The following is a 21091-nucleotide window of genomic DNA, read 5'->3' on the forward strand; positions in this document are numbered from 1 at the left end:
TTCCGTTGGAACCTGCCGTGTCGCCGATCAGCGTTGCCGCGCCAGCGGCGCCAGCGTCTTGAAGATCAAGCGCGTGGCAACCGTCGACAGGCTCGAACGGCTGAAGCCGCTCTTCGTCCCCGTGGCGCTCCAGACCACCTTGCCGGAATCCACATCGGTCAGTTCGTATGTCACCCCCACGACCGGCTCGCCGTCCACGCCGGTCTTATAACGCCACTCTTCCACCGCGCCACTCAATACATAACGTGCCTTCTGCGAACGTGCCCACGTCATCGTACGCTCGACATCCGCCCGGGCGCTTGCCGTGAACAATGCACTGGCGCTGCCATTGCCCGTTGCAACCGGCGCAAGGCGCACGTCTATACCGGATGCCCGCAGCGCATTGGCCGTAATGGACTCGGCGCTATGTCCGGCATCGGGCGTCTCCGTAAAGTTTGCCATCGTCGCCAGCACGATCTGGTCACTGCCGCTCAGGGCCGGCGCACCACTTTGCCGCACGGTTCCGCACGCCGCCAACGCGACGGCCAGCATTATCACCGTTGCGGCCTGTGCGCCGCGCTGCATCAGTTTCGTCATCATGTCTCGACTTCCTCGCTTGTCGTCACTTACGGTCGTTACGTACTGTCGCCTACCTCAACGACGTCACGCCTAATAAAAATAGATATAGTTGACGCCCATCAGCGTCACCGCCGTACCCACACCGGATACCTGCTGGCGCGAGAAATAAAACACCAGCCGATCGCCGCCAAATACTGATCCGCCGATACCCACGCTTGCCTGAGGGCCCCAGCCCTGATTCGAGTCGTGCACGATGCCAATATCGGCGTACGGACGCCACGACCGCGAATACGTGTCGCGCGCATCGGTGCCAAAGCCGATGAAGGCGCCGTATTGCGTATAACTCTGCGGCATCACGGTGGCCGACGTCGGCGTGCCGGCATCCGACGGGATCAAGCGACCCAACAAGCCGTCAGGCGATCCGCTCGCGTGATAGTCCCCCCGCACACCGATCACACGCACCGTGTAATCAGGATAGGTCGTCCGGACGCGATATCCCAATTCCGCGGACACGTTGGTGCCGCTACCCACATTATTCCGGGCTTGACTGTAGTAACGCGCTGCTTCGAACGTGGCCGATGCGTAAATCCGGTTCGTCGCATTCCACCGAGCACTGACGGTGGCATTGTCCTTGACGCCCCCCACCGATAGAATTTGCGATTCGTTTGCCGCCTGATCCCGCCCAAGGCTGACCTGGCCGGACAAGACGCCGCCCCGGTTCACCTCGGCCGACACCGACATCGGATAGACGGTCGACGCGCCATGGCGAACCCCTGCGCTTGCTTGCACAGCCGTCGATTGCGTCTGGCGTCGCACATACACGCTCGTGGTGGTATCGAGGCCTGGAACGTTGGTCAACTGCGTGCTGTCGGCCGAACGTTGAAAACGTTGGACGTTGTCGACGCCTACCATGTAATGCTCGCCAATCTTCACACTGCCCGACGCGCGCTGTTCAATCGTATCCAAAGGGTGCGCCGTCGTGCTGTCGACACCGGCGCTCAACGACTGCGGCCAGTTCATCGCGGTATCGAGCAAACGGTTGTGCAACACGTCCGACGCCGACGCGCCATCGAGCCCCCGATAGGCCAATTGTTCCGCCTGCGCCGGACGATCCAGCGCGATGGCCGCGTCAATGGCGCCAGTGACCGACAAATTACCTTTTCCCTGATCCAATAACTGCTGGATGCGGGGCTTGTCATCATCGGCCAGCGCAATGGCCATCGCCTGTTCCCGCGGAATCATCAACGCACCGGCGTACTGTCGCGCGAGCCAGCGGCGTGCAATGCCATTGCCTTCATGTGACAAGGCCCATGCCAGTGCCACATCCTTTGCCACCGACGACGTTAACTTGTCGCTGGCAACGTCTTTGCCAGCGGCGCCGACGTCGGTCGCTGCATCGGCGGCGGCGAACCCCGTACCACGCAGCGCCGCGCGTAAGGGCGCCAACCCCGGCGGATCGCCGATCATCGACGCGCGTGCCGCATTCGCCTGGCCTGTCATGTCGCGGCGACCGGCGTCGCTGTCCAGCACATCGCGCAACAAGGCGCGCGACGCATCGGCATTCTCAAAAATCGCGGCCAGCGAGGCCTGCTGGCCGATGATCTGTTCGCGCGCCTCGGCTTCTGCGGCAAGACGTCCCGACGTTGGCCGCCCACCAGCGTCCGTCGCGGTACGTTGCACGCCCAGCGGGCCGGAACCATCGCCACCTTTTGCCATGGCATCACGCATGCCGCGCCACACCGTGCGGCGCAGTGTCCAGGCCTGCTCGTCGTGACCAGCCTGGTCCAACGCCTCCGCATACGCCATCAGCCACAGCGGATCACGCGACATCGATGCCGCCTGCAAGCGGAAATAACGCAACGCGGCATCGGGGCGATTCAAGCGCAATTGCGCAGCGGCAAATGGTCCCCACAATGGTGGCGCGGACTGAACGCCATCCGGCCAGGTAGCCAATGCACGACGGATATCGTCATTCGTGCCGTAGTCAACGAGCGACCAGAGCCAGGACACTTGCACGTCCTGCGTTGCACCAGGCAGCTTGACGGCGCGATCGAGATCCGCCAATGCCTTGTCCGGTGCGCCGATCGCCCGATAGTAATCGGAGCGCACGCGCAGGAATTGCGGATCGCTCTCCAACGGCGGCAGACGATCGGGCGCAATGCCGTCGAGAAGATCCTTGGCAGCGTCAAGCGCCCGGGCATCCGTGTAGTAATGCAACGCCGCCTGCAACGATTGCGACGAGTGATCCAAACGATACTGTGCCTCCGCGGTGCGCGCGGCATCGATCGGGAATGGATCGTAGAAGAACGTCATCGCGGCAAGATCATCCGGCACCACCTTGCCGGTCGCCAATAAACGTCGGTACGCGTCATTGGCAATCTCATCCTTTTGCTGGAGTCGGGCGAGTTCCGCCACTGCCCGCCAATAGAGGGCGGCATTGTCATCGTTGGCGGCAATATTTCCGCGCACCGACACCAATGTCTGCAACGCGGTTGCGTAATCGCCGTGACGATACTGCAGGTTGGCCATGCGCAACGCGTGTTCCGCATTCGCGGGGTCGCGGCGCAACAGATCCTGATACGTCGCAATGGCGTCGTCGTCATGACCCGCACGCGTCTGCAGGGTCGCCATCCGGCTCTCCACGGCAATCAACGCCGCGCCACGCCGTACTTTCATCCGGGCCTTCAGATACGCAATGCCATCGTCGGGACGACCCAGTCGCTCATAGGTCGCCGTAACCGCATCCAGCAGTTTCAAGTCGTCAGGACGGGCGTTCGATGCCCGGGTTACCGCGGCCAGATAGGCATGATCGTCATTCAGCATCGGTGCTAGGCGCAGGACGTTCTGCCAGCCTTCGGGGTCCTGCGTACGCTCCGCGTAAGCCATCCACATCTGCAACGCAACGGTTGGCGCACTGTTCCATTCGGCAACCTGCGCCAGGCGACGGGTCCAGATCGGATCATCCGGATGCTTTGCTAGCTGTTCGTTGGCAAGGCGTTGCGCACTGGCCAAATCGCTTGCCTCAAGGAACGATTGGTACAGCAGGGAGGGCACATCGCCCTCATGTCCCACTCCTGACTGCGCCGCGTCCGACGCCGCCGTGGGCTTGGTCGCCCCCGTGTTGGCCGGCGGCACGCCGGGCACCGCCGATGCGGCCTGCGGCTTCACTGGGCCATCCGACGACGTATTGGTCGCGGCCCGGATTCGGTTCGGGTCACGCGGGTCCACGACAAACTGTACCCGGACAATCGCCCCTTCTGCCTCGTCCATCGCCGTGCGAGGCGCCGCAGGCGAGCGCGCGCGCACACGGTAGCCGGCAGGATGCGTGCCGTCCAGATACCCGCCCTCACGCGCCGCATGCAGCGAGGGTCTGGCCAAGCCGAGCGCGTCATACCACGCGCCGGACATGACAATAATCCGGCTGCCGTGCCCATCATCTTTTATCTCCGGCGCGGCGGCCAGCAATGCCGCATCCGGTGCAGGGGTCGCCTGCGCGTATCCGGCCAGGGCCTTCGCATATCGGTCGACCCGATCGGTCGCCCGGGCCGCGCGCGCGAGATTCAACAGCACGATAAGCACCTGCCGATCGTGCATGAATGCACCGCCATAGCGGTCAGCAGCGCCCAATGCAGCGTCGAGCATATTGCCGGACTGCAGCACACGGATGCCGGCGATGAAACAGCGGCGCTGCTCGTTGACATCCGTCGCCCGCTGCTGCGCGCGGAACCAGCCGTCGGCGGCGGTACGATAGTCGCCGTCGAACATGGCATAGCGGATCACCTCGGCGTTCCAGCGCTGGGCATTCGCCTTGTCCTGATTTTCGAGGCGGGCATATAACTGCTTGGCCACCTGCTGCGCATTCGTCGACGCCGCGGTCGCCGCCAGACGCTGCAGTTCCGGCGTCGACCAGTTCAGTCGCGCGGCATCCGCCAGCTCCTGGCGCACGATATTCAACTTCACGGCTCGCCCCGGATCGCTTTCCTTCAACGCGTTGGCAGTCCGGACATCTACGGCGATCTTCAACAGCACGGCGGTGCGCTTGACCCCGTCACCAGGCATGGTCGCCAGCCGATTGGCGATATTCCGCGCATCGTTGTCACGTCCTACCTCGTAATACTGGTTCCCGAGGAAAGTCAGCAAATCGACGTCGGTGGGCTTCGAACGCAGCAACGCTTCGAGATACGCGATGCTTAGCGCCGTAGGCGAATCGGTCGCCGCCAGACGCGCCTGGATACCGCCCCGCGGATGCGCGACATAGAGCAAGCCGACGACGGAAACCGACATCACACCGACAAGCCAGGTAGGCGCGATGCGCAGACGTTTAGCGGCCACAGTGCAAATCTACCTGGTCGTACTGCATCTTCTCCGGCAACTGCGCCGGCAGGTCGATCCGCAACGCACTACCGGCCACGCCGTCCGTGCCCGCTTCGCGCCGCGCGTCACGACGTTGTCCGTTTACCGTTACCGAACACTGACCGGCGTTTTCAAATCGGATATAGGGTTCATAGTGCCCCGCGAAAGAAAACCGCATGCCGTCAGGCCGCACGACAGCATCCTTCACAAACCCCCGGGCGAACGGAATATAAGGCTGGGTCGGTCGCGCCGACGCGTTCGGATTGATCGCCACGCGCGCATCGCCATCCTCTATATGGATGTAGATGCCGTCCGGGCCGGGCGCATAGCCGGTCACGTTGTAAGCATGGCGCAGATCCGGCGCGCCGCCCGGCTGCCAATGCACCTCGCGCACGGCACCGTTACCACGGAATCGCCATGCCGCTTGACCGGTTGCATCCGCCTGAACATCGCGCGACACGGCGAAGGAACGCCAGTCGAGCACTTTCTGGATATATTCCGTCACATACACCGGCAGTACTGGCTGCTTCAGCACGGCATCGAAAATCTGTTCCAACGAATGAAGCGATGCCTCCTTCGTGCCGGTGTACATGTGGTAATAGATATCGATAGGCTTGAAACGCAGCGGTGCATCGGTCATTGCAAACGTTTCGAGCACGCGCGAAAAACCATAGAACGGCCCTTGCCAGTCATTCGTATAGACATTTTCGTCTTGATTTGGCGCATAGACCTGGTAAGCACCCGGCCCCTTGTCAACACCTACCGGTGAGATATTGGTCCAGCTGTTCGCCGATTTCGTAATGACGGTATCGCCGCCGTTAAAATTATAGACTCCGGCTTCGTACACCTTGCGAATCGCCAGCGCTGGCGGGTGGCAATCGCCGGACCATTGCAGTACCTCGACCTTCTTTCCGGGTGGTGCGAGACGCGTATTGATGTAATCAATCGACCCACCAATCTCGCGATCCAGGTTGAACGTATAGTTCGGGATATTCAGTGAGAAAGCCGCGTCGCCACCGCCGGCATCGGTCTTGGCGCCCGTCTCCGCATCGACCTCGTCCCACTGGAATGGATGCGAGTATGTGTGGCTGCCGATCTGTACATTCGGCAAGGCGAACATCGCTTTCGCGATCTGCTCCAATCGAGGCGAGATCTTCGGATAGAGCCCCGTGGGCCCCACTTCCCCCTCGATCACCGATAGCAACATCGGTATCTTGTAACGCGTGAAGATACGGTCGTACAACGCCTGCCCGGAATAATCAGGGCCCGGGAATTCGGCCCGCGAGGCGAAACCGTCTCCATCGACGTGCGTCATGAGCAGTCGCAAGCCATTCTCGGTGGTCAGGCTCGGCGACGGCAACGTCGGCAACCGCAGGGCACGTGTCAGGAAACTGAGGGGATTGATGGCCCAGCGCTGCAACTCGATACCATTCAGTGACACCACTTTATAGGGCGCGAGTGCATATCCGCCCCACGGCATCATCCCGATTTCATCGACCTGCTGGCCGTTGACATTCAAACGCAGTAACGACTGTCCTTGCGGGTCCGTGATCCGCACCCCTTGAATGTCCCGCGGATCAACATTTGGTTGAATCTCAAAGCCCACCAACGGATCACTGTGCACCACGTTGACCGGGGCAGTGAAAGGACCTTGCACGGAACGTAAGCCCAACGCCTGCCCCGCACCATCATTCAAGTTGAAACCGAATCGTCCCAAAAAGGCGATCGGTACATGCGCATCAATACGCCCGCCAATCCATTCACGCCACGCCTGCACATTCGGTACGTTCTCATCGTCGATCCAGACAACAATACCGGCGTAACGATCCGGATTGACATTCTCAGGGAACGGTTTATCCAGATCCGCGTATTCCGCTTCATAGCCAAGGTAATTCAGCGGCGCGGCAATATTGTGAACACGTACAGCAAGATCCAGCGCCTCATTGGTATTTCGGTCTTGAACGACCAGAACCTTGCGCGGCATCACCTCGATGCGGCCCATACCCACTACATCGAACGCACGATCCGTAACATAGGGGAAGCCACCCGTGCCAACCACCTGTTTTGCAACACGACGCGCGCAGTCACGATCCGGTCCGTCGCAAAATTCGACATCGATGACCGGCACACCGGTCTTTGCGGTGAACGCGCGCGATGCGGCGAGGCGCTGCGCACGCGCGTCATCGGACACCGGAACCAATGCGCCACCGCGATCCACCTCCAGGATCAGCGACGGGCCTACCACGGCATACAGCGACGCCGCATACCCGGCCGCGCGCGTGACCGCTTCATCACCTGCCACCATCAGCTTGGCATCTGGATACTGCGCGTGAACGCGTGCGATAACGTCGCCGCCCACCGTGTCATCCAGCATGAAACCGCGAAATCCACGTTGCCACAACGGCTGAAGGACATTCTGTATCAACGCCGCGGCATCCGCGCCCGACGCGGCGGACGAGTTTGGAGACACACGGGCGATCCATGTCGTGTGCGGCAAAGGGCGCGTGCCGGGGTCAAACGCATTACGCGGATCGAGCACGACGGCATCGAAAGCCTGCAGCATTCCGACTGGCGCCTGCGCACCGTAGTAGAACGCAATATTCGGCGTTGCCAGGGGGCCGGTTACGGTCGTCGACCCTCCGGTCGTCACACCGCCGTTTGCATTGAACGTTTGATTGCCGTCGGTGGCGGCCACTGTGAACGCAGACGGAAACGTGAGCGCGAGTGCCAGCAAGATGCCGCGTGTCCAGAAAGATGCCATCTGGATGGGCCGGTGCCGGCTAGGACCGATCGCCCGCCATTCCTGGCGGACCTGTAAAGCATGATTCTCTGCCACGTGTTAGAGCCCGATGCGTGGTTCGTCGAGGTACAAAGTCGGAGCGACATCCAGCATACGATATTCGCTGTTCAAGAGCCCGGTCCATGACCCCTTGCGCAGCACGCGGTAGGGTACGCAACGCGCCCATCACCCCGTATCACACGTCCGATCGACCACCGGTCAATATCGGAGCGCCGCCCTTCGTTACCAATTTTTGTAGACGCATCGATTATGCGTCGTCCGAGCGGATATGGCAGCATGCGGCAAACAAACTGTCGTCGTTTCGAGACAACATCGTTGTTCCACTCCTCCCCCGGCACCATGGTCAAACACACGCTTGTCAGTTATCACGAGGGTAGACGACACAACGACGTTCATGACAAAAGGCATGAAGAATGTCGAACGTCAAAGCAACGTGGACGTCGACGTCATGCCCGGCGGCGGCTGCAATGAAGGGATACCAAGACACAATTCGCTTAGCCAATCAGAAAACGCCACGACTTTACGCAGCGGCGTACCCGGCGCGCGAAGCAGCCACATACGCCGCGGCGGTGGCCGGTATGTGCTTAATACTTCACGCAGCGTGCCATCGTCCAGGTGTTTTTGCAGGGAGAACAAGGACGTCATGACCAACCCCAAGCCAGACAAGGCGCATTGTGCAAATGCATTCGCATCCGAGACGACCACGGCATCCTTCATATCGATCAAGACATCGGCACCGGCGTCATCGCGCAAGGACCATGGACGAATCCGCCCTGTCTGGGCCGACCGATAATTCACCGCGCGATGATGCGCCAGATCGGCAAGCGTCAGAGGCGTGCCATGCCGGGCCAGATAGTCCGGTGTCGCGCACACCAGGGTTGTCGCCGCCCCGAGCGGCTTTGCCACCAGATCAATGTCATCTAGCATGCCCGTCCGAACAATGCAATCGAGCCCTTCCTTGACCAAATCCACGCGCCGATCAGTCGTGCTTAACTCGACACGCAAGTCGGGATAACGCGCAAGAAAGTCAGGCAAAGCGGGAATGACGATGTGGTGTGCCACGATTGCCGGCAAGTCGACCCGCAAAACCCCTCGCGGCGAGGCATCCGCGTCGATCATCTCGTCTTCTAGCGTGTGCAGGTGCTCCAGAACAGCGCGGCAATGCGCAAGACAGCGCTTGCCATGCTCGGTCACGCTGACATGGCGGGTCGAACGATTCAGCAGGCGGGTATTGAGGTGCGCTTCCAGCGACTGCACGGCCCGGGTGACGCGGGGCACCTCCATCTGTAACGCATCGGCAGCCCTTGTGAAACTGCCCGTCTCCGCCACACGGACAAAAACCTGCATCGCGTTCAACAAATTGATAGCCACCAACGTTCCCTTGTTCACATCCGATGTACGTCGCGCGGCGTCCCGGAATACGCGCCAGGCGAGCGTCCACGCCAACACCCCCACGGCATGCCGCTTCGTCAAATTATAAGATGCCCAAAACGGTGCCTGACAGGATGGCGCCGTGTGCGTGAGTGTAGCGTATCCGCGTCGGTGAAGTCATGACAGGCGCGCGGAATGGATCGTCGTCGCGGCGAGTCAACGCTCAGCAAGGAAAATGTGATGGATTACACCGCCCCAGGTGGGGATACAGGTAGAATTCGGCTGCACCCGGCGCGATTGCGCTGGATTGCATGTTTTTGTAGCGCGTATCCGCCCAGGCGCGATGACAGCCATCTTTTTACCGGTGTGCTCGATGCCTGTGCGGGTTCCCCACCTATCGTCGCGCCCTGTCGCATGCCCCGCCCGCTTTTGTTGCGTACTCCGGCGATGATCGGATCAATACTGATCGTCGTGTTTTGCACGTTGGCCGGTGCGGCCATCGGCACTGGCATTGGCCAGACGACCGCCGTCGCCCAACAGCGTACGGAAGCTGGCGTGCTCGCGCAGTTATGGCTACGCCGCGTAAAGGAGATCGGCGCTGAAGCAGACCGTGCGCTGGCAGCCATCAACCAGTATCCCGCCCCCCTTTGCTCCGATGCCGACATTGCGCATCTCCGTGCGATTGTTCTGGAGTCACGGTTCCTGAAGAGTGCCGCCAGAGAGCGAGACGGCAAAATCATCTGCACATCCACGGATGGCCGCGCTGATGATCCCATAACGGTTCCCACTGTCGATTTCGTCAACAGCAAGGGACAGCAGATTTTGCTGAACCCGAACGTTGACGGTGTGAGCGGTGCGCAAGCCATTGTAATCCGGCAGGGGCACGCCGCGATCGCTATCCATTACCCCGCGTACGACGTCATCGTCGACCCGCGTGTCGACTATATGGGCGTCAGTATTCAAGGCACGCAACGTTTTTTGTTGACCAGCTCCGAGGTCAGCGCATTGCCGTCCGGCATCGTGCTGCATGACAAGACACCGGTTCGCCTTGCGAACCATCGCTTCGAAGTACGCTGCACGCAGGGGGGCGACGAATGTATTCTGGCGCGCATGCGCGATGCATCTTCCGCGTCCGGCCTCGGCTTGAGTCCCGAACTATTGGGCTTCCTGACGTTGGGGATGATGGCCGGTTTCGGCATCGGCATGGGGCTGTGTTCCGCGATGCGCCGCGCGAATTCAATGGCACGGCGGATGCGACGTGACTTGAAGCACGGCAAGTTGACACTTGAATACCAGCCCGTCGTGCGACTTGCCGATGGTCAATGGGTCGGGGCGGAGGCGTTGCTGCGCTGGACCGAAACCAATGGCCGCCACATCAATCCGGACCTTTTTATTCAGCTTGCCGAGGACGAAGGCTTTATCCAGGAAGTTTCACGCTATGTGGTGACGCGAGTTCTCGATGAACTGGGCGACACGCTACGCGCCCGCCCCGACTTCAAAGTCGCGATCAATATCTCCGCAACCGATGTCTTGACGGCCAGTTTCCCCGCGTGGGTCGCGCTGCGGCTGGCTGCCGCCAACGTCGCACCTTCATCGATCGCTTTCGAAATCACCGAGCGGACCACCGCGGAACACTCGGTACTTGCACGTGGCATCAAACGCCTTCGCGATAACGGACACGCCGTTTATATCGACGATTTCGGCACGCAATATTCCAGCCTGTCCTACCTGTCGTCGCTACCGGTCACCGCGGTCAAACTCGACAAGTCTTTCTGCCGTGGGCTGCCGGAAGACGAAAAGCTCGGCGTCGTCGCCTCGCGTATCGCCGCAATGGTGGCGGCGCTGAAACTCGACTTGATCGTCGAGGGGATAGAACACGCCCCGCAGGCGGTGTGGTTCCAGCATCTCTATCCGCCGCCACTGGGACAGGGTTGGCTCTTTGCACGCGCCATGCCGGCAGCCCATATCGCCGCACATTGTCACTGCCAACCGCCGAAGAACGAACCCACCACGGCGAGCATCCACGCGTCGTTGGCATAGAACAATACGATGTGACTCGTCTACAATCGGCAATCCGACCCACTTGCCGATGACGCCCATCATGCCCGACTCCCCCGCTTCCATCACCCTCCCGACCTATGACGACGTGGTCGCCGCAAGCAACCGTATTACCGGCCATGCGCATCGCACGCCGGTCATGACGTCACGTATCCTGGACGAGGGATCAGGCATGCACTTGTTTTTCAAATGTGAAAACCTACAGCGGATCGGGGCCTTCAAATTCCGCGGCGCCTTCAATGCCCTGTCCCGATTCAACGACGCACAACGCCGTGCCGGCGTGATCGCCTTCTCCTCAGGCAATCATGCGCAAGCAATCGCACTGTCGGCGAAGTTGCTTGGCATTCCCGCGACGATCGTCATGCCGGAGGATGCTCCTGAAGTGAAGGTGGCGGCGACGAAAGGCTATGGCGCGGAGGTCGTTTTCTACGATCGCTATACCGAAGACCGGGAAGCCATCGGTCGCGCCCTGGCGTCCGCCCGCAACCTCACGCTGATTCCGCCCTACGATCATCCAGACGTCATTGCCGGGCAGGGAACAGCCGCCAAAGAGTTATTTGAAGACGTCGGCCCACTGGACGCCTTGTTCGTCTGCATGGGCGGCGGCGGCCTGCTGTCCGGCAGCGCGCTTGCGGCCCGGGCGCTCGCACCACAATGCAAGGTGTTCGGCGTGGAACCGGAAGCCGGCAATGATGGCCAACAATCATTTCGCTCCGGCCGGATCGTTCATATCGATACACCGAAAACAATTGCCGATGGTGCCCAAACTCAGCATCTGGGCCAGTACACGTTCGCGTTGGTACGTCAAAACGTCGATGACGTGCTCACGGCCAGCGACGCACAATTGGTGGCGGCCATGAGGGAGATCGGCAGTTATATGAAGCTGATCGTCGAACCGACGGGTTGCCTGGGTTATGCGGCCGCCCTTGCCGCGAAAGCGCAATGGGCCGGCAAGCGCGTAGGCATCATCCTTAGTGGCGGCAACGTGGACATGCAGCGCTACTGCGCGCTTCTCGCACAATAATACTTGCGCCGCTTTTAAAGTCACCAACACCCCAACACGCCGACGAAAAGCAGATGCATGCCGTCCGGCGCCAATCTTTTCTTACCGTGCATTGGACGCATCCTGGAGGCGTCAGGGCGAACAGACTTACCAGAAATTGCATCCAGACGACATTACCACTCGCGCTGTTATTCGCCATTCACCGTTTTTTTGACAGTCGTCATCATCAGGACACTATTTCAAGTCTTGCCGTATCGTTCTTAAAAGCCACATGCGCTGGAGATTTGTTTCCGCAAACCGTCTCGCGTCATGGTTCAGTCCTCGATTCCCAAAAAAATTAACAAATCCCTCACCGATCTTTGCATTTCGGAAAAAATGATATGTCCCCACCATTCGCTGGAGACAAAATCTTTAAAGATATTTATCTCAATTTATTCATTGATTTACGTGACAACAACGGAATGATTGTACGAATCGTCCTACGAGATTCGTACCGTTGATACCGCTAGGCCAACTACACGTGTCATGGTTCGTCGCATTTTCTTATTGACGTCTCAAAGACATTTGCCAACAATACACACGCAGTACTCATTTTGTGGCGGCGCGCTTTCCATATCGATTGTTCCGCGCTGTCCGTCTCAATGCACAACTTGGATGAAACATGGCAACCGGTATTGTTAAGTGGTTCAACGACGCGAAGGGTTTCGGCTTCATTACGCCTGACGATGGTGGCGAAGATCTGTTCGCGCACTTCTCGGAAATCCGTGCTGACGGCTTCAAGTCGTTGCAGGAAAACCAGAAGGTCAGCTTCGACGTGAAGCAAGGCCCGAAGGGCAAGCAAGCGTCGAACATCCAGGCGATCTGAACCCGATACGTCCGGACAGCCCGCCCTGAAGGTCCGCTTGTGGTGGACACCTTCCTGCGAGTTGCTTGCGGTTTACCGTTACGACTCGCCGCCGAGTAACGCCTTCAGGGTCCGATGGGTGAGGGGCGGCACCGCTGCTGCAGTGCGTCATCCGTTGGTACCGCTCATCATGGCTCCCGCATGAGCGCACTCATTACCGCGAAAGCACCTTACCCTCGCGTCACCCTTCAAATCTCCCACCGCTTTCACCATCCTGTCATACCCGCCTCGCTGCATCTCTCTGTTCTTCTGGGACGTTAGCCTGCTGGTGCCAAGCAGCAATGCGCCAAAGCTGTCACACTTACGCCGTTCCGTGGCCGATCGACATTCATGAGCGTATCTCCTCCCACATCTCCCTCGACAAGCGTCGGTTCGCCTTCGCATGCCAGTGCCCAGACACCTGCCGCGCCTGCCCCGTTTACCGGTGGCAAGCTTATTTTGGCCACCCTCGCGGTCGCGTTGGCAACGTTCATGAACGTGCTCGATTCATCGATTGCGAACGTCGCCATTCCGACCATTTCCGGCAATCTCGGTGTTTCCGTGGACGAAGGTACGTGGGTAGTCACGGTATTCGCCGCCGCCAATGCCGTCTCTATTCCTTTGACGGGCTTTCTCACTCAACGGCTTGGACAGGTCAAGCTCTTCGTCGGCTCGATCGTGCTGTTCGTGATCTCCTCCTGGCTATGCGGTCTGGCGCCGAACCTGCCCGTCCTGTTGGCGGCGCGTATCTTGCAGGGGGCCGTCGCCGGACCGCTGATCCCGATGTCGCAATCAATCCTACTCAGCTCCTATCCCAAGGAGAAATCGTCCATGGCGCTTGCGCTATGGGGAATGACCGCGGTGGTAGGCCCTATTGCGGGACCGTCATTGGGCGGCTGGATTACGGACAGCTATAGCTGGTCCTGGATTTTCTATATCAATATCCCCGTCGGCATCTTCTCGGCGGGTGTAACGTGGATGCTGTACCGGAAACGCGATACGCCCACGCGCAAAGTCCCTATTGACCTGATAGGTCTGGCATTGTTGATCACCTGGGTCGCATCCTTGCAGATCATGCTCGACAAAGGCCGGGACCTCGATTGGTTCGCCTCCCCCGTGATCCGCATTTTGGCTATCTGCGCGGTGATTGGGTTTGCGTTCTTCGTTGTATGGGAGCTGACAGAAAAGAATCCCGTAGTGGACCTGCGGCTCTTCCGCGGTCGAAACTTCTTTGGCGGCACCGCGGCTGTGGGTGTTGCGTATGGCGTGTTCTTCGGTAATCTCGTGTTACTGCCGCAATGGATGCAGCAGTACCTCAATTATCGATCGGTGGACGCCGGACTGGTGACCGCGCCCTTGGGGATTTTTGCTTTGATCATGTCCCCTATCATCGGCAAGGTGCTACCTAAAATGGACGCCCGGATCATTGCGACGGCGGCGTTCGTCGGGTTCGCGATCTGTTTCTTCATGCGCGCGAACTACGTGCTGGAGGTGGATACGTTCCATCTCGTCTTGCCCACCTTGTTGCAGGGTATCCCAATGGCGATGTTCTTTGTCCCGTTGACCTCGATCGCGTTGAGCGGCTTACCGCCAAGCCGCATTCCAGCGGCAGCAGGCCTGTCGAATTTCGTGCGGGTCTTCTGCGGTGCGGTGGGCACGTCGCTCGCAGGCAATGAGTGGAACAATCGTATCGCCCTCCATCATGAGCGGCTTACCGAACAGGCGAACATCTATAACCCGACATTCCAGCAATCGTTGCAACAGTCGCAGCAACTGCTACATATCAACGAAGCACAAGCACGGGGTTTATTCGATCTCAATCTGACGGCGCAGGCCGCGATGATGGGCTTGAACGATATTTTCTTCATCTCGGCCATCATCTTCCTGGCGATCATTCCGCTTATCTGGATCACCAAGCGTTACCGTTCAGGCAGCGCGGCCAGCACGGATACCGCTGCTGGTGCGCACTAACTGGCCCGATTTCAGTCGTTGGCCTGCTGGTCCTGCTCCTGCCAGATCTTTTCGGCCAAATGGAAGGCCGAGTTTGCAGCAGGCACGCCGCAATAAATCGCGCACTGCAACAACACCTCCTTGACCTCCTCGCGCGACACGCCGTTGTTGCGCGAGGCACGCAGATGTAGCGCCAACTCCTCGCCCCGGTTCAACGCGATCATCAACCCAATGGTCAACAGACTGCGGGTATGCCGCGGCAAGCCGTCGCGGGTCCAGATGCCGCCCCATGCGTAGCGGGTGATCAGATCCTGGAATTCCTCGTTGAACGGTGTGAGATGCGTAAGCGATCGATCGACGTGCGCCGAACCAAGGACTTCACGGCGTACCGCCAGTCCCATTTGGTAGCGAGTCTTTTCCTGCAAGGCGCCACGATCGAGAAAGTCCAGCAGCACTTGCGTATAGTTAGAGGCTTGCTCGATATTGGCAATATGGCCGGTTGCCAGCTCCTTGTACCGCGCGCCTGCTATCTGCCCATGCAGCCAACGGCCCTGCTCGGCACTGGTCGATAAATCATAGGTGCCGGCGATGACGAGCGTAGGTGTCTTGACCAAGGCCGCCTGCTCACGCAAATCTGCGCTCGCCAGCGCGCCGCAGTTCGCGCAATAGCCGTCCTGCGACGTGGACTTCAGGACGGCACGCAACGGTGTCAATGCTTCAGGATGCGCGGCCCGAAACCCTTCCGTGAACCATCGCGACAGGATCGTATCGGCAAACCCCGCCAGCGTCTTTTCCCGCACCGTATCGACACGCGTTTGCCAGGATGCGTCCGTGCCGACCTTCGCCGCGGTGTTGCTCAATACCAGTCGGTCCAGGCGATCCGGATGATGGATCGCCAACGCAAGCCCGGTCAACCCTCCCATCGAGATACCGCAAAAATGGCTACGCGTCACGCCGAGATGATCCCATAGCGCGATGACGTCGTCGCGTAATTGCTCGATCGTATAGGGGCCCTGCGGCGCGCTCGACTGGCCGTGTCCCCGCGTGTCATAGCGCAGCACGCGGAAATAACGCGATAGCACATCGGCTTGTGACCACCACATCGTCAAGTCCGTTCCCAATGAATTAGAGAACGTCAACCACGGCGCACCGTCGGGTCCTTCGACACGATAGCGCAGGCGCACACCATTGACGTCCGCCCATTGGTCTTGCACCTGAGGTGTCGCGCGATCCGTCGCGTTTGGCTCCATCGATTGTCTCCAGTCAGAATATGCGAATGTTGGTGTATCAGTTTGCAGCGTCAAATCGGGCGAGCACGGCATCGACGAACGCGCCGGCCTGGCCCGTGTAGTGCGCCGGGTCCAGCAACCGCGCAAGTTGCGACTCGGACAATTGTGCGCGGACTTCCGGCTGCTCCTGTAGCAGATCGCGCAGTGGCCGCTTTTGCGCTACCGCCGCTTTTGAAGCGGCTTCCACGAGATGATGCGCTTCCATTCGGCCCAGGCGCTCGCCCAACGCCAGCATTACCGCCTCGCCGAGAATCAAACCGCGGGTCAGCTCCAGATTCGCCGACAGCCGCGCCGTATCCACATTCAACCCATCAAGCATCGCGTTTGTCGCATCCAGCGCGCCGCTGGTCAGCCGTGCGATGTCGGGGAGCGCGTCCCACTCGGCTTGCCATCCCCCCAAGGCCCGCTCGTGTTGCTGCACCATGCCACCCAGCATCGTAGCCACCAGCGACGGCACCCGGTGCGCCGCGGTCAGCACCGCAGCGCAGCCGACAGGATTGCGCTTATGGGGCATCGTCGACGAACCGCCTTTGCCCGCGCCGGCAGGCTCCGCCAATTCACCTATCTCGGTTTGCATCTGCAAGGCGACGTCATTGGCAAGTTTGCCTAGACTTCCTGTCAGCATGCCCCAGCCGCATGCCAACTCGGCCAAGCGATCGCGCTGAGTATGCCAGGACACATCCGGCACCCGCAGATCAAGCATCCGCGCCAAGGTGACGAGCACCGGCTGCGCAAGCGCCCCAAGACTGGCCAACGTCCCCGCGGCCCCCCCGAACTGCAACACGCGCACTTGCTCGCGAGCGCTTGCGAGCCGGGCGCGATGGCGCAACATCGCATCGAGCGCTTGCGCGAACTTCAGCCCCAATGTGATCGGTAGTGCCTGCTGCAGCCACGTTCGCCCGACTTGCGGCGTGTCACGATGGGCGCGTGCCAGCGTCGCGAGCTGGTGGCTGAGGCGCTGCAACGCGGCGTCGATCACGTCACAGCTTTCCAGTGCCTGCAGGACGGTCGCCGTATCGATGATGTCCTGGCTCGTCGCGCCCCAATGCACGAAGCGCGAAGCATCCGCGTCGCGGACCTTGACCACCGCTGTCAACTGTTTGACCAAGGGAATGGCTGTGTTACCGGCCGTCGCGCTGGCATCCAGCAGTGCGGGTATGTCGAGGTTCTCGACACGACACGCGGCGGCAATCGGCTCTACCGCCGATCGTGGCACGACACCGACTTCCGCGCTGGCCCGCGTCAACGCCGCTTCCACATCAAGCATGCGTTGTAGCGTGGCTTCGACATCCCAGATCGGCAGCAGCGCCCGGCCACCGTAAAGCGTGTCGGTCAGGCGCCCGCTGGCTTTTGCCTTACCGGAATGCGGAGTCTCGGATATCGGATGCATGAATAAACTCGTGTATGTTCGAACAGCGAACGTATATTCTTTAAGCGAACAAGTTTTTTATAGTAGGGGTCCGCCAAGACCGTTGTCAACGGACGCAATCGTGCAAGGAGAAGAATCACCGTGATTTTTCCCGTTTCACGGGTAAACCATAGCCACCGCCTCTTGGCACAGCCCGATGTCGAGCAATCGCATGAAATGCATCGGTGGATCAAGCAAACGTACCGCAACGCCAGCGAGGTGCGTCATCGGTCCGCTTGTCTGGCCAGATGCTCGCCGTTCCGACCGGAACGCTTGCATCCGGCATGCCGAAACACACTGCACTACCCATTCGCGCTATCTTAATTTAGCAGCGTCGCGCAGGCAGCTCAGCCAGCCCAGCAATGCAGCGGGAGCTTGACGATCCACTGGCAAGATCATCCCGACAGGCTCTTCGGAGCCGGCGGTGGAAATCGGAAGGGTGGCGAGCACACCCCGTGTCACATCCAGTCTCACCGCACTATGGGGCACAAACCAGACAAAATGATGCTCGCGAGTCAGCTGGCGACCTACCGAAACCGATACTGTCTCGATATTCGGCCCATTGGCCAGCGCGGCGCCATCCTGCAGCGTTGCGAGGATGCGATTGGCCGCTTCCCTTATCAACGTGCCCGCTGGCGGCAATATCAACGGATGGCGCTGCAATAGCGTGGCCGTGATACGGCCTTCCGATAGCAATGGATGCGTCGGGGACACGCACGCGCACAGCGGCTCGCTGCGCAGGAATTCGAAATTGAGCCCGGCCATGGCCGCCGGATCAGCAATACGCCCCAGCGCCATATCGAGCTCCGCGTCGCGCATACTGTCCAACAGCATGCGATTGGTGCCGGTAGTCAGTGACAACGTGACATGCGGCCAGGCTTCGCCGAAACGACAAATCGCGTCACTCACCCAGTCACTGACGAGTGTGGGCAAAACACCCACCCGGAGGCGTTCGGGACCGAGATCCGCTGCATGCATCGCCGCATGCACGCCATCCTGAAGACTGATCATGCAGGCGGCGGCGTGTCGTTGAAAGACCATGGCCGTCGGCGTCGGGGTCGCGCCGTTACGGCCGCGGGCAAACAGCGATACCCCCAGCGCGTCTTCCAACTCCGTCAAAGTCTTCGAGGCCGCGGGTTGGCTGATCGACAAGGCATCGGCGGCCTTCTGCAGGCTGCCCTGTTGCAAGACGGCCAGGAAACATTGGAGATGACGCAACTTGATACGATTGAGCGTATTCATGAAAACGGCTTCGACTTGAAACAGGGTGGCTTTAAAGGGAATAGGTTGCGATATAAGGGTTAACACCCTGAAACCGCCGGTTTGGATAACCCTGAAAAAACACCATTTTGCATGCGAATCAGTTAAGCATACAGTGTCGACATTGCAGCGCCGATTAAAAACCCCGCAATAAGCGGCACCGTTCCGCTGCTCGGATACACGACGCGCCCCTAATAATAGGAGACATGACATGTCCACGGTATTGATCACCCCACGCGATTGGGAAACGCAGCCCGCGTATTCCACGCCCCCTTATCGCTCAACCGCACTGCGCGCGCCGAGCCACGGGTTGATTCCGCTCCCTGCGAAACTGCGTGACCTGCGTGCGCCGGTCTATGGCGCTGAACGGCTTGGTGCGCTCGATCACGACTTGACGCGCAACGCGGCCCGTAACGGTGAGCCTCTCGGCGAACGCATCATTGTCACGGGACGTGTGCTGGACGAAGGCGGCCAACCAGTCCGCAACACCTTGGTCGAAGTCTGGCAAGCGAACGCCGCCGGACGCTACGTGCACAAAGTGGATCAGCACGGTGCACCGCTCGATCCGAATTTCCTCGGCGCCGGGCGATGCATGACCGACAACGATGGACGCTACCGTTTCATGACGATCAAGCCGGGCGCGTACCCGTGGGGCAACCATCCGAATGCGTGGCGCCCGCAGCATATCCATTTTTCATTGTTCGGCGATTACTTTGCCTCGCGGCTGGTGACCCAGATGTATTTTCCGGGGGATCCGCTGTTTGCATTCGATCCTATCTATCAAGGTACGCCGGAAGCCTATCGCGACCGGCTGGTCGCACGCTTCGATCTGGATACGACGGAGCCCGACTTCGCCCTGGCATATCAATTCGATATCGTCCTGCGCGGTCCGCAACAAACGCCGATGGAGTAAGCCGACATGACCACAACCACACAAAACGCCACCTCGGCCAAGCACAGCACGACGTCGGATCATCCGCTCAAGCAGACACCGTCGCAGACTGTCGGTCCGTATTTTGCCTATGGCTTGACGCCGACGCAGTATAACTATGGCTTCGAAAGCCTGTTCACGCCCGTCATCGCCCAGCCTGAGGCAAAGGGCGAACACATCACGATCACGGGACAGGTGTTCGATGCGAACGGGGTGCCCATCGCTGATGCCCTGCTGGAATTTCTGCAACCGAATAGCGAAGGTCGATATATCGGCACGCCGCAGGAAGCCGCTGAAACCGGCTTCAGCGGCTTCGGTCGCGTTGGTACCGGAACGGACCCGAAGGCACGTTATACGATCGACACGTTGAAGCCAGGCGTTGCCGTCGCGGGAGACGCGCCGCACATCAATGTCATCGTGCTGATGCGCGGTCTGCTGGTGCATGCGTTCACGCGCATCTACTTCGATGACGAAGCGGCCGCGAACAGCAATGACCCGGTGTTGAGCACGGTGCCCGCCGAACGCCGTGCGACACTGATCGCCAAGCGCGAACCGATTTCCGGCAAGAAGACCTATCGATTCGATGTCCGCATGCAAGGCGATGGGGAAACCGTGTTTTTCGACCTGTAACGCGACAACGTCGGTTATCTCGCTCATGGCCTATCGTGGCGAGAGATAGCATGATGAAAGGAAAGAGGCCGGGATCATGCGTCCCGGCCCCTTTCCTTTTATTCAAGACCCCCGGACGACTCGCGTCGGCGCGTGGGGCACCGCCTTATTCGTCGGCGTTCGCCAATTCGAAGCGAACTGGCTGAGCACCTTCCCATAGCGTGCGCACGCCCAGGTCACGCAGCTTCTCCTTGCCTTCGACGATGGTCAGGAAGTGATTGCCGGCCAGTTGCCCTAGCTTGCTGGCAAAGCAGCAGGAACCATATGCAAGAATGATTTCGGTCTCGCTATAGCCGCCCGGATAGAACAAGACGTCGCCGACGGACGGATGGCTCGTGTGATTCTCGAAACCCACGGGCTGTCCGTCGAGTTCCAGTTTCCAATCACCCAGCGGTACCCAGCAACCCTCGCCGCTCCACCGGACATGGATCAGCTTTTGTTCGTACGGTAGCAACGATAGGAAGGCCTTGACCGTATGCGGTGCATCGGGGTGGGTTTCAGCAATGAATACGTCGTCGCCAGAGGTGATCTTGATTCGGGTCATGGTAGTGGTGTGGT

Annotated in this window: 14 protein-coding genes; 6 read left to right on the forward strand and 8 right to left on the reverse strand. The window is 60.0% G+C overall.

Features of this window, described 5'->3' with window-relative positions; genetic code table 11:
- Positions 1-27: 27 nt before the first annotated feature.
- From SJQ66_RS00385 to SJQ66_RS00400, 4 genes are all read right to left on the reverse strand, one after another.
- Positions 28-579, reverse strand: coding sequence for a penicillin-binding protein activator LpoB (locus SJQ66_RS00385; RefSeq protein ID WP_253465000.1), 552 nt, complete (start codon positions 577-579; stop codon positions 28-30).
- Positions 580-648: 69 nt separating this feature from the next.
- On the reverse strand, positions 649-4890 hold the full coding sequence (locus tag SJQ66_RS00390) for a tetratricopeptide repeat protein (RefSeq protein ID WP_320533734.1): 4242 nt from the start codon (positions 4888-4890) through the stop codon (positions 649-651).
- A complete protein-coding gene (locus tag SJQ66_RS00395; protein WP_320533735.1) occupies positions 4880-7672 on the reverse strand; it encodes a sugar ABC transporter in 2793 nt (930 codons plus the stop codon). The genes SJQ66_RS00390 and SJQ66_RS00395 overlap by 11 nt, the downstream gene beginning before the upstream one ends.
- Positions 7673-8134: 462 nt before the next feature.
- Complete coding sequence (locus tag SJQ66_RS00400; protein ID WP_052738393.1) at positions 8135-9184, reverse strand: LysR family transcriptional regulator; 1050 nt, start codon at positions 9182-9184, stop codon at positions 8135-8137.
- Positions 9185-9277: 93 nt separating this feature from the next.
- Between SJQ66_RS00400 and SJQ66_RS00405 the strand changes: the two genes are divergently transcribed.
- The 4 genes from SJQ66_RS00405 (at position 9278) to SJQ66_RS00420 (ending at position 14997) form a co-directional block, all read left to right on the forward strand.
- Positions 9278-11122: an EAL domain-containing protein gene (locus SJQ66_RS00405; RefSeq protein ID WP_051504610.1), complete on the forward strand. Its 1845-nt coding sequence runs from the start codon at positions 9278-9280 to the stop codon at positions 11120-11122.
- Between the two features lie 61 nt (positions 11123-11183).
- Positions 11184-12164 (forward strand): threo-3-hydroxy-L-aspartate ammonia-lyase, encoded by a 981-nt coding sequence (locus tag SJQ66_RS00410; protein WP_036011482.1) that lies wholly within the window; start codon positions 11184-11186, stop codon positions 12162-12164.
- A 640-nt stretch (positions 12165-12804) separates the two neighbouring features.
- Positions 12805-13008 (forward strand): cold-shock protein, encoded by a 204-nt coding sequence (locus tag SJQ66_RS00415; RefSeq protein ID WP_024904570.1) that lies wholly within the window; start codon positions 12805-12807, stop codon positions 13006-13008.
- A gap of 369 nt (positions 13009-13377) precedes the next feature.
- A complete protein-coding gene (locus tag SJQ66_RS00420) occupies positions 13378-14997 on the forward strand; it encodes a DHA2 family efflux MFS transporter permease subunit (protein WP_046153558.1) in 1620 nt (539 codons plus the stop codon).
- An 11-nt stretch (positions 14998-15008) separates the two neighbouring features.
- Here SJQ66_RS00420 and pcaDC read toward each other — a convergent pair whose 3' ends face one another.
- The 3 genes from pcaDC to SJQ66_RS00435 all read right to left on the reverse strand — a co-directional run bounded on the left by pcaDC (position 15009) and on the right by SJQ66_RS00435 (position 18915).
- Complete coding sequence (pcaDC, locus tag SJQ66_RS00425; protein ID WP_320533736.1) at positions 15009-16226, reverse strand: bifunctional 3-oxoadipate enol-lactonase/4-carboxymuconolactone decarboxylase PcaDC; 1218 nt, start codon at positions 16224-16226, stop codon at positions 15009-15011.
- A gap of 37 nt (positions 16227-16263) precedes the next feature.
- Positions 16264-17655 carry a 3-carboxy-cis,cis-muconate cycloisomerase gene (locus SJQ66_RS00430; protein ID WP_320533737.1) on the reverse strand — a complete coding sequence of 464 codons (1392 nt, stop codon included), beginning with the start codon at positions 17653-17655 and terminating at the stop codon, positions 16264-16266.
- A gap of 333 nt (positions 17656-17988) precedes the next feature.
- Complete coding sequence (locus SJQ66_RS00435) at positions 17989-18915, reverse strand: LysR substrate-binding domain-containing protein (RefSeq protein WP_024904574.1); 927 nt, start codon at positions 18913-18915, stop codon at positions 17989-17991.
- A gap of 229 nt (positions 18916-19144) precedes the next feature.
- On the opposite strand from SJQ66_RS00435, the gene pcaH reads away from it, so the two are divergent.
- The gene (pcaH, locus tag SJQ66_RS00440; protein WP_024904575.1) at positions 19145-19846 is read left to right on the forward strand and encodes a protocatechuate 3,4-dioxygenase subunit beta; all 702 of its coding nucleotides are present in this window, start codon (positions 19145-19147) and stop codon (positions 19844-19846) included.
- 6 nt (positions 19847-19852) lie between these two features.
- Positions 19853-20494, forward strand: a complete 642-nt coding sequence (gene pcaG / locus SJQ66_RS00445) for a protocatechuate 3,4-dioxygenase subunit alpha (RefSeq protein ID WP_024904576.1) — start codon at positions 19853-19855, stop codon at positions 20492-20494.
- 145 nt (positions 20495-20639) lie between these two features.
- On the opposite strand, the gene SJQ66_RS00450 is transcribed toward pcaG, so the two are convergent.
- Positions 20640-21077: a DUF3830 family protein gene (locus tag SJQ66_RS00450; RefSeq protein WP_024904577.1), complete on the reverse strand. Its 438-nt coding sequence runs from the start codon at positions 21075-21077 to the stop codon at positions 20640-20642.
- Positions 21078-21091 lie beyond the last annotated feature (14 nt).

The sequence above is a fragment of the Robbsia andropogonis genome (genome assembly GCF_034047095.1).
GTDB lineage: Bacteria > Pseudomonadota > Gammaproteobacteria > Burkholderiales > Burkholderiaceae > Robbsia > Robbsia andropogonis.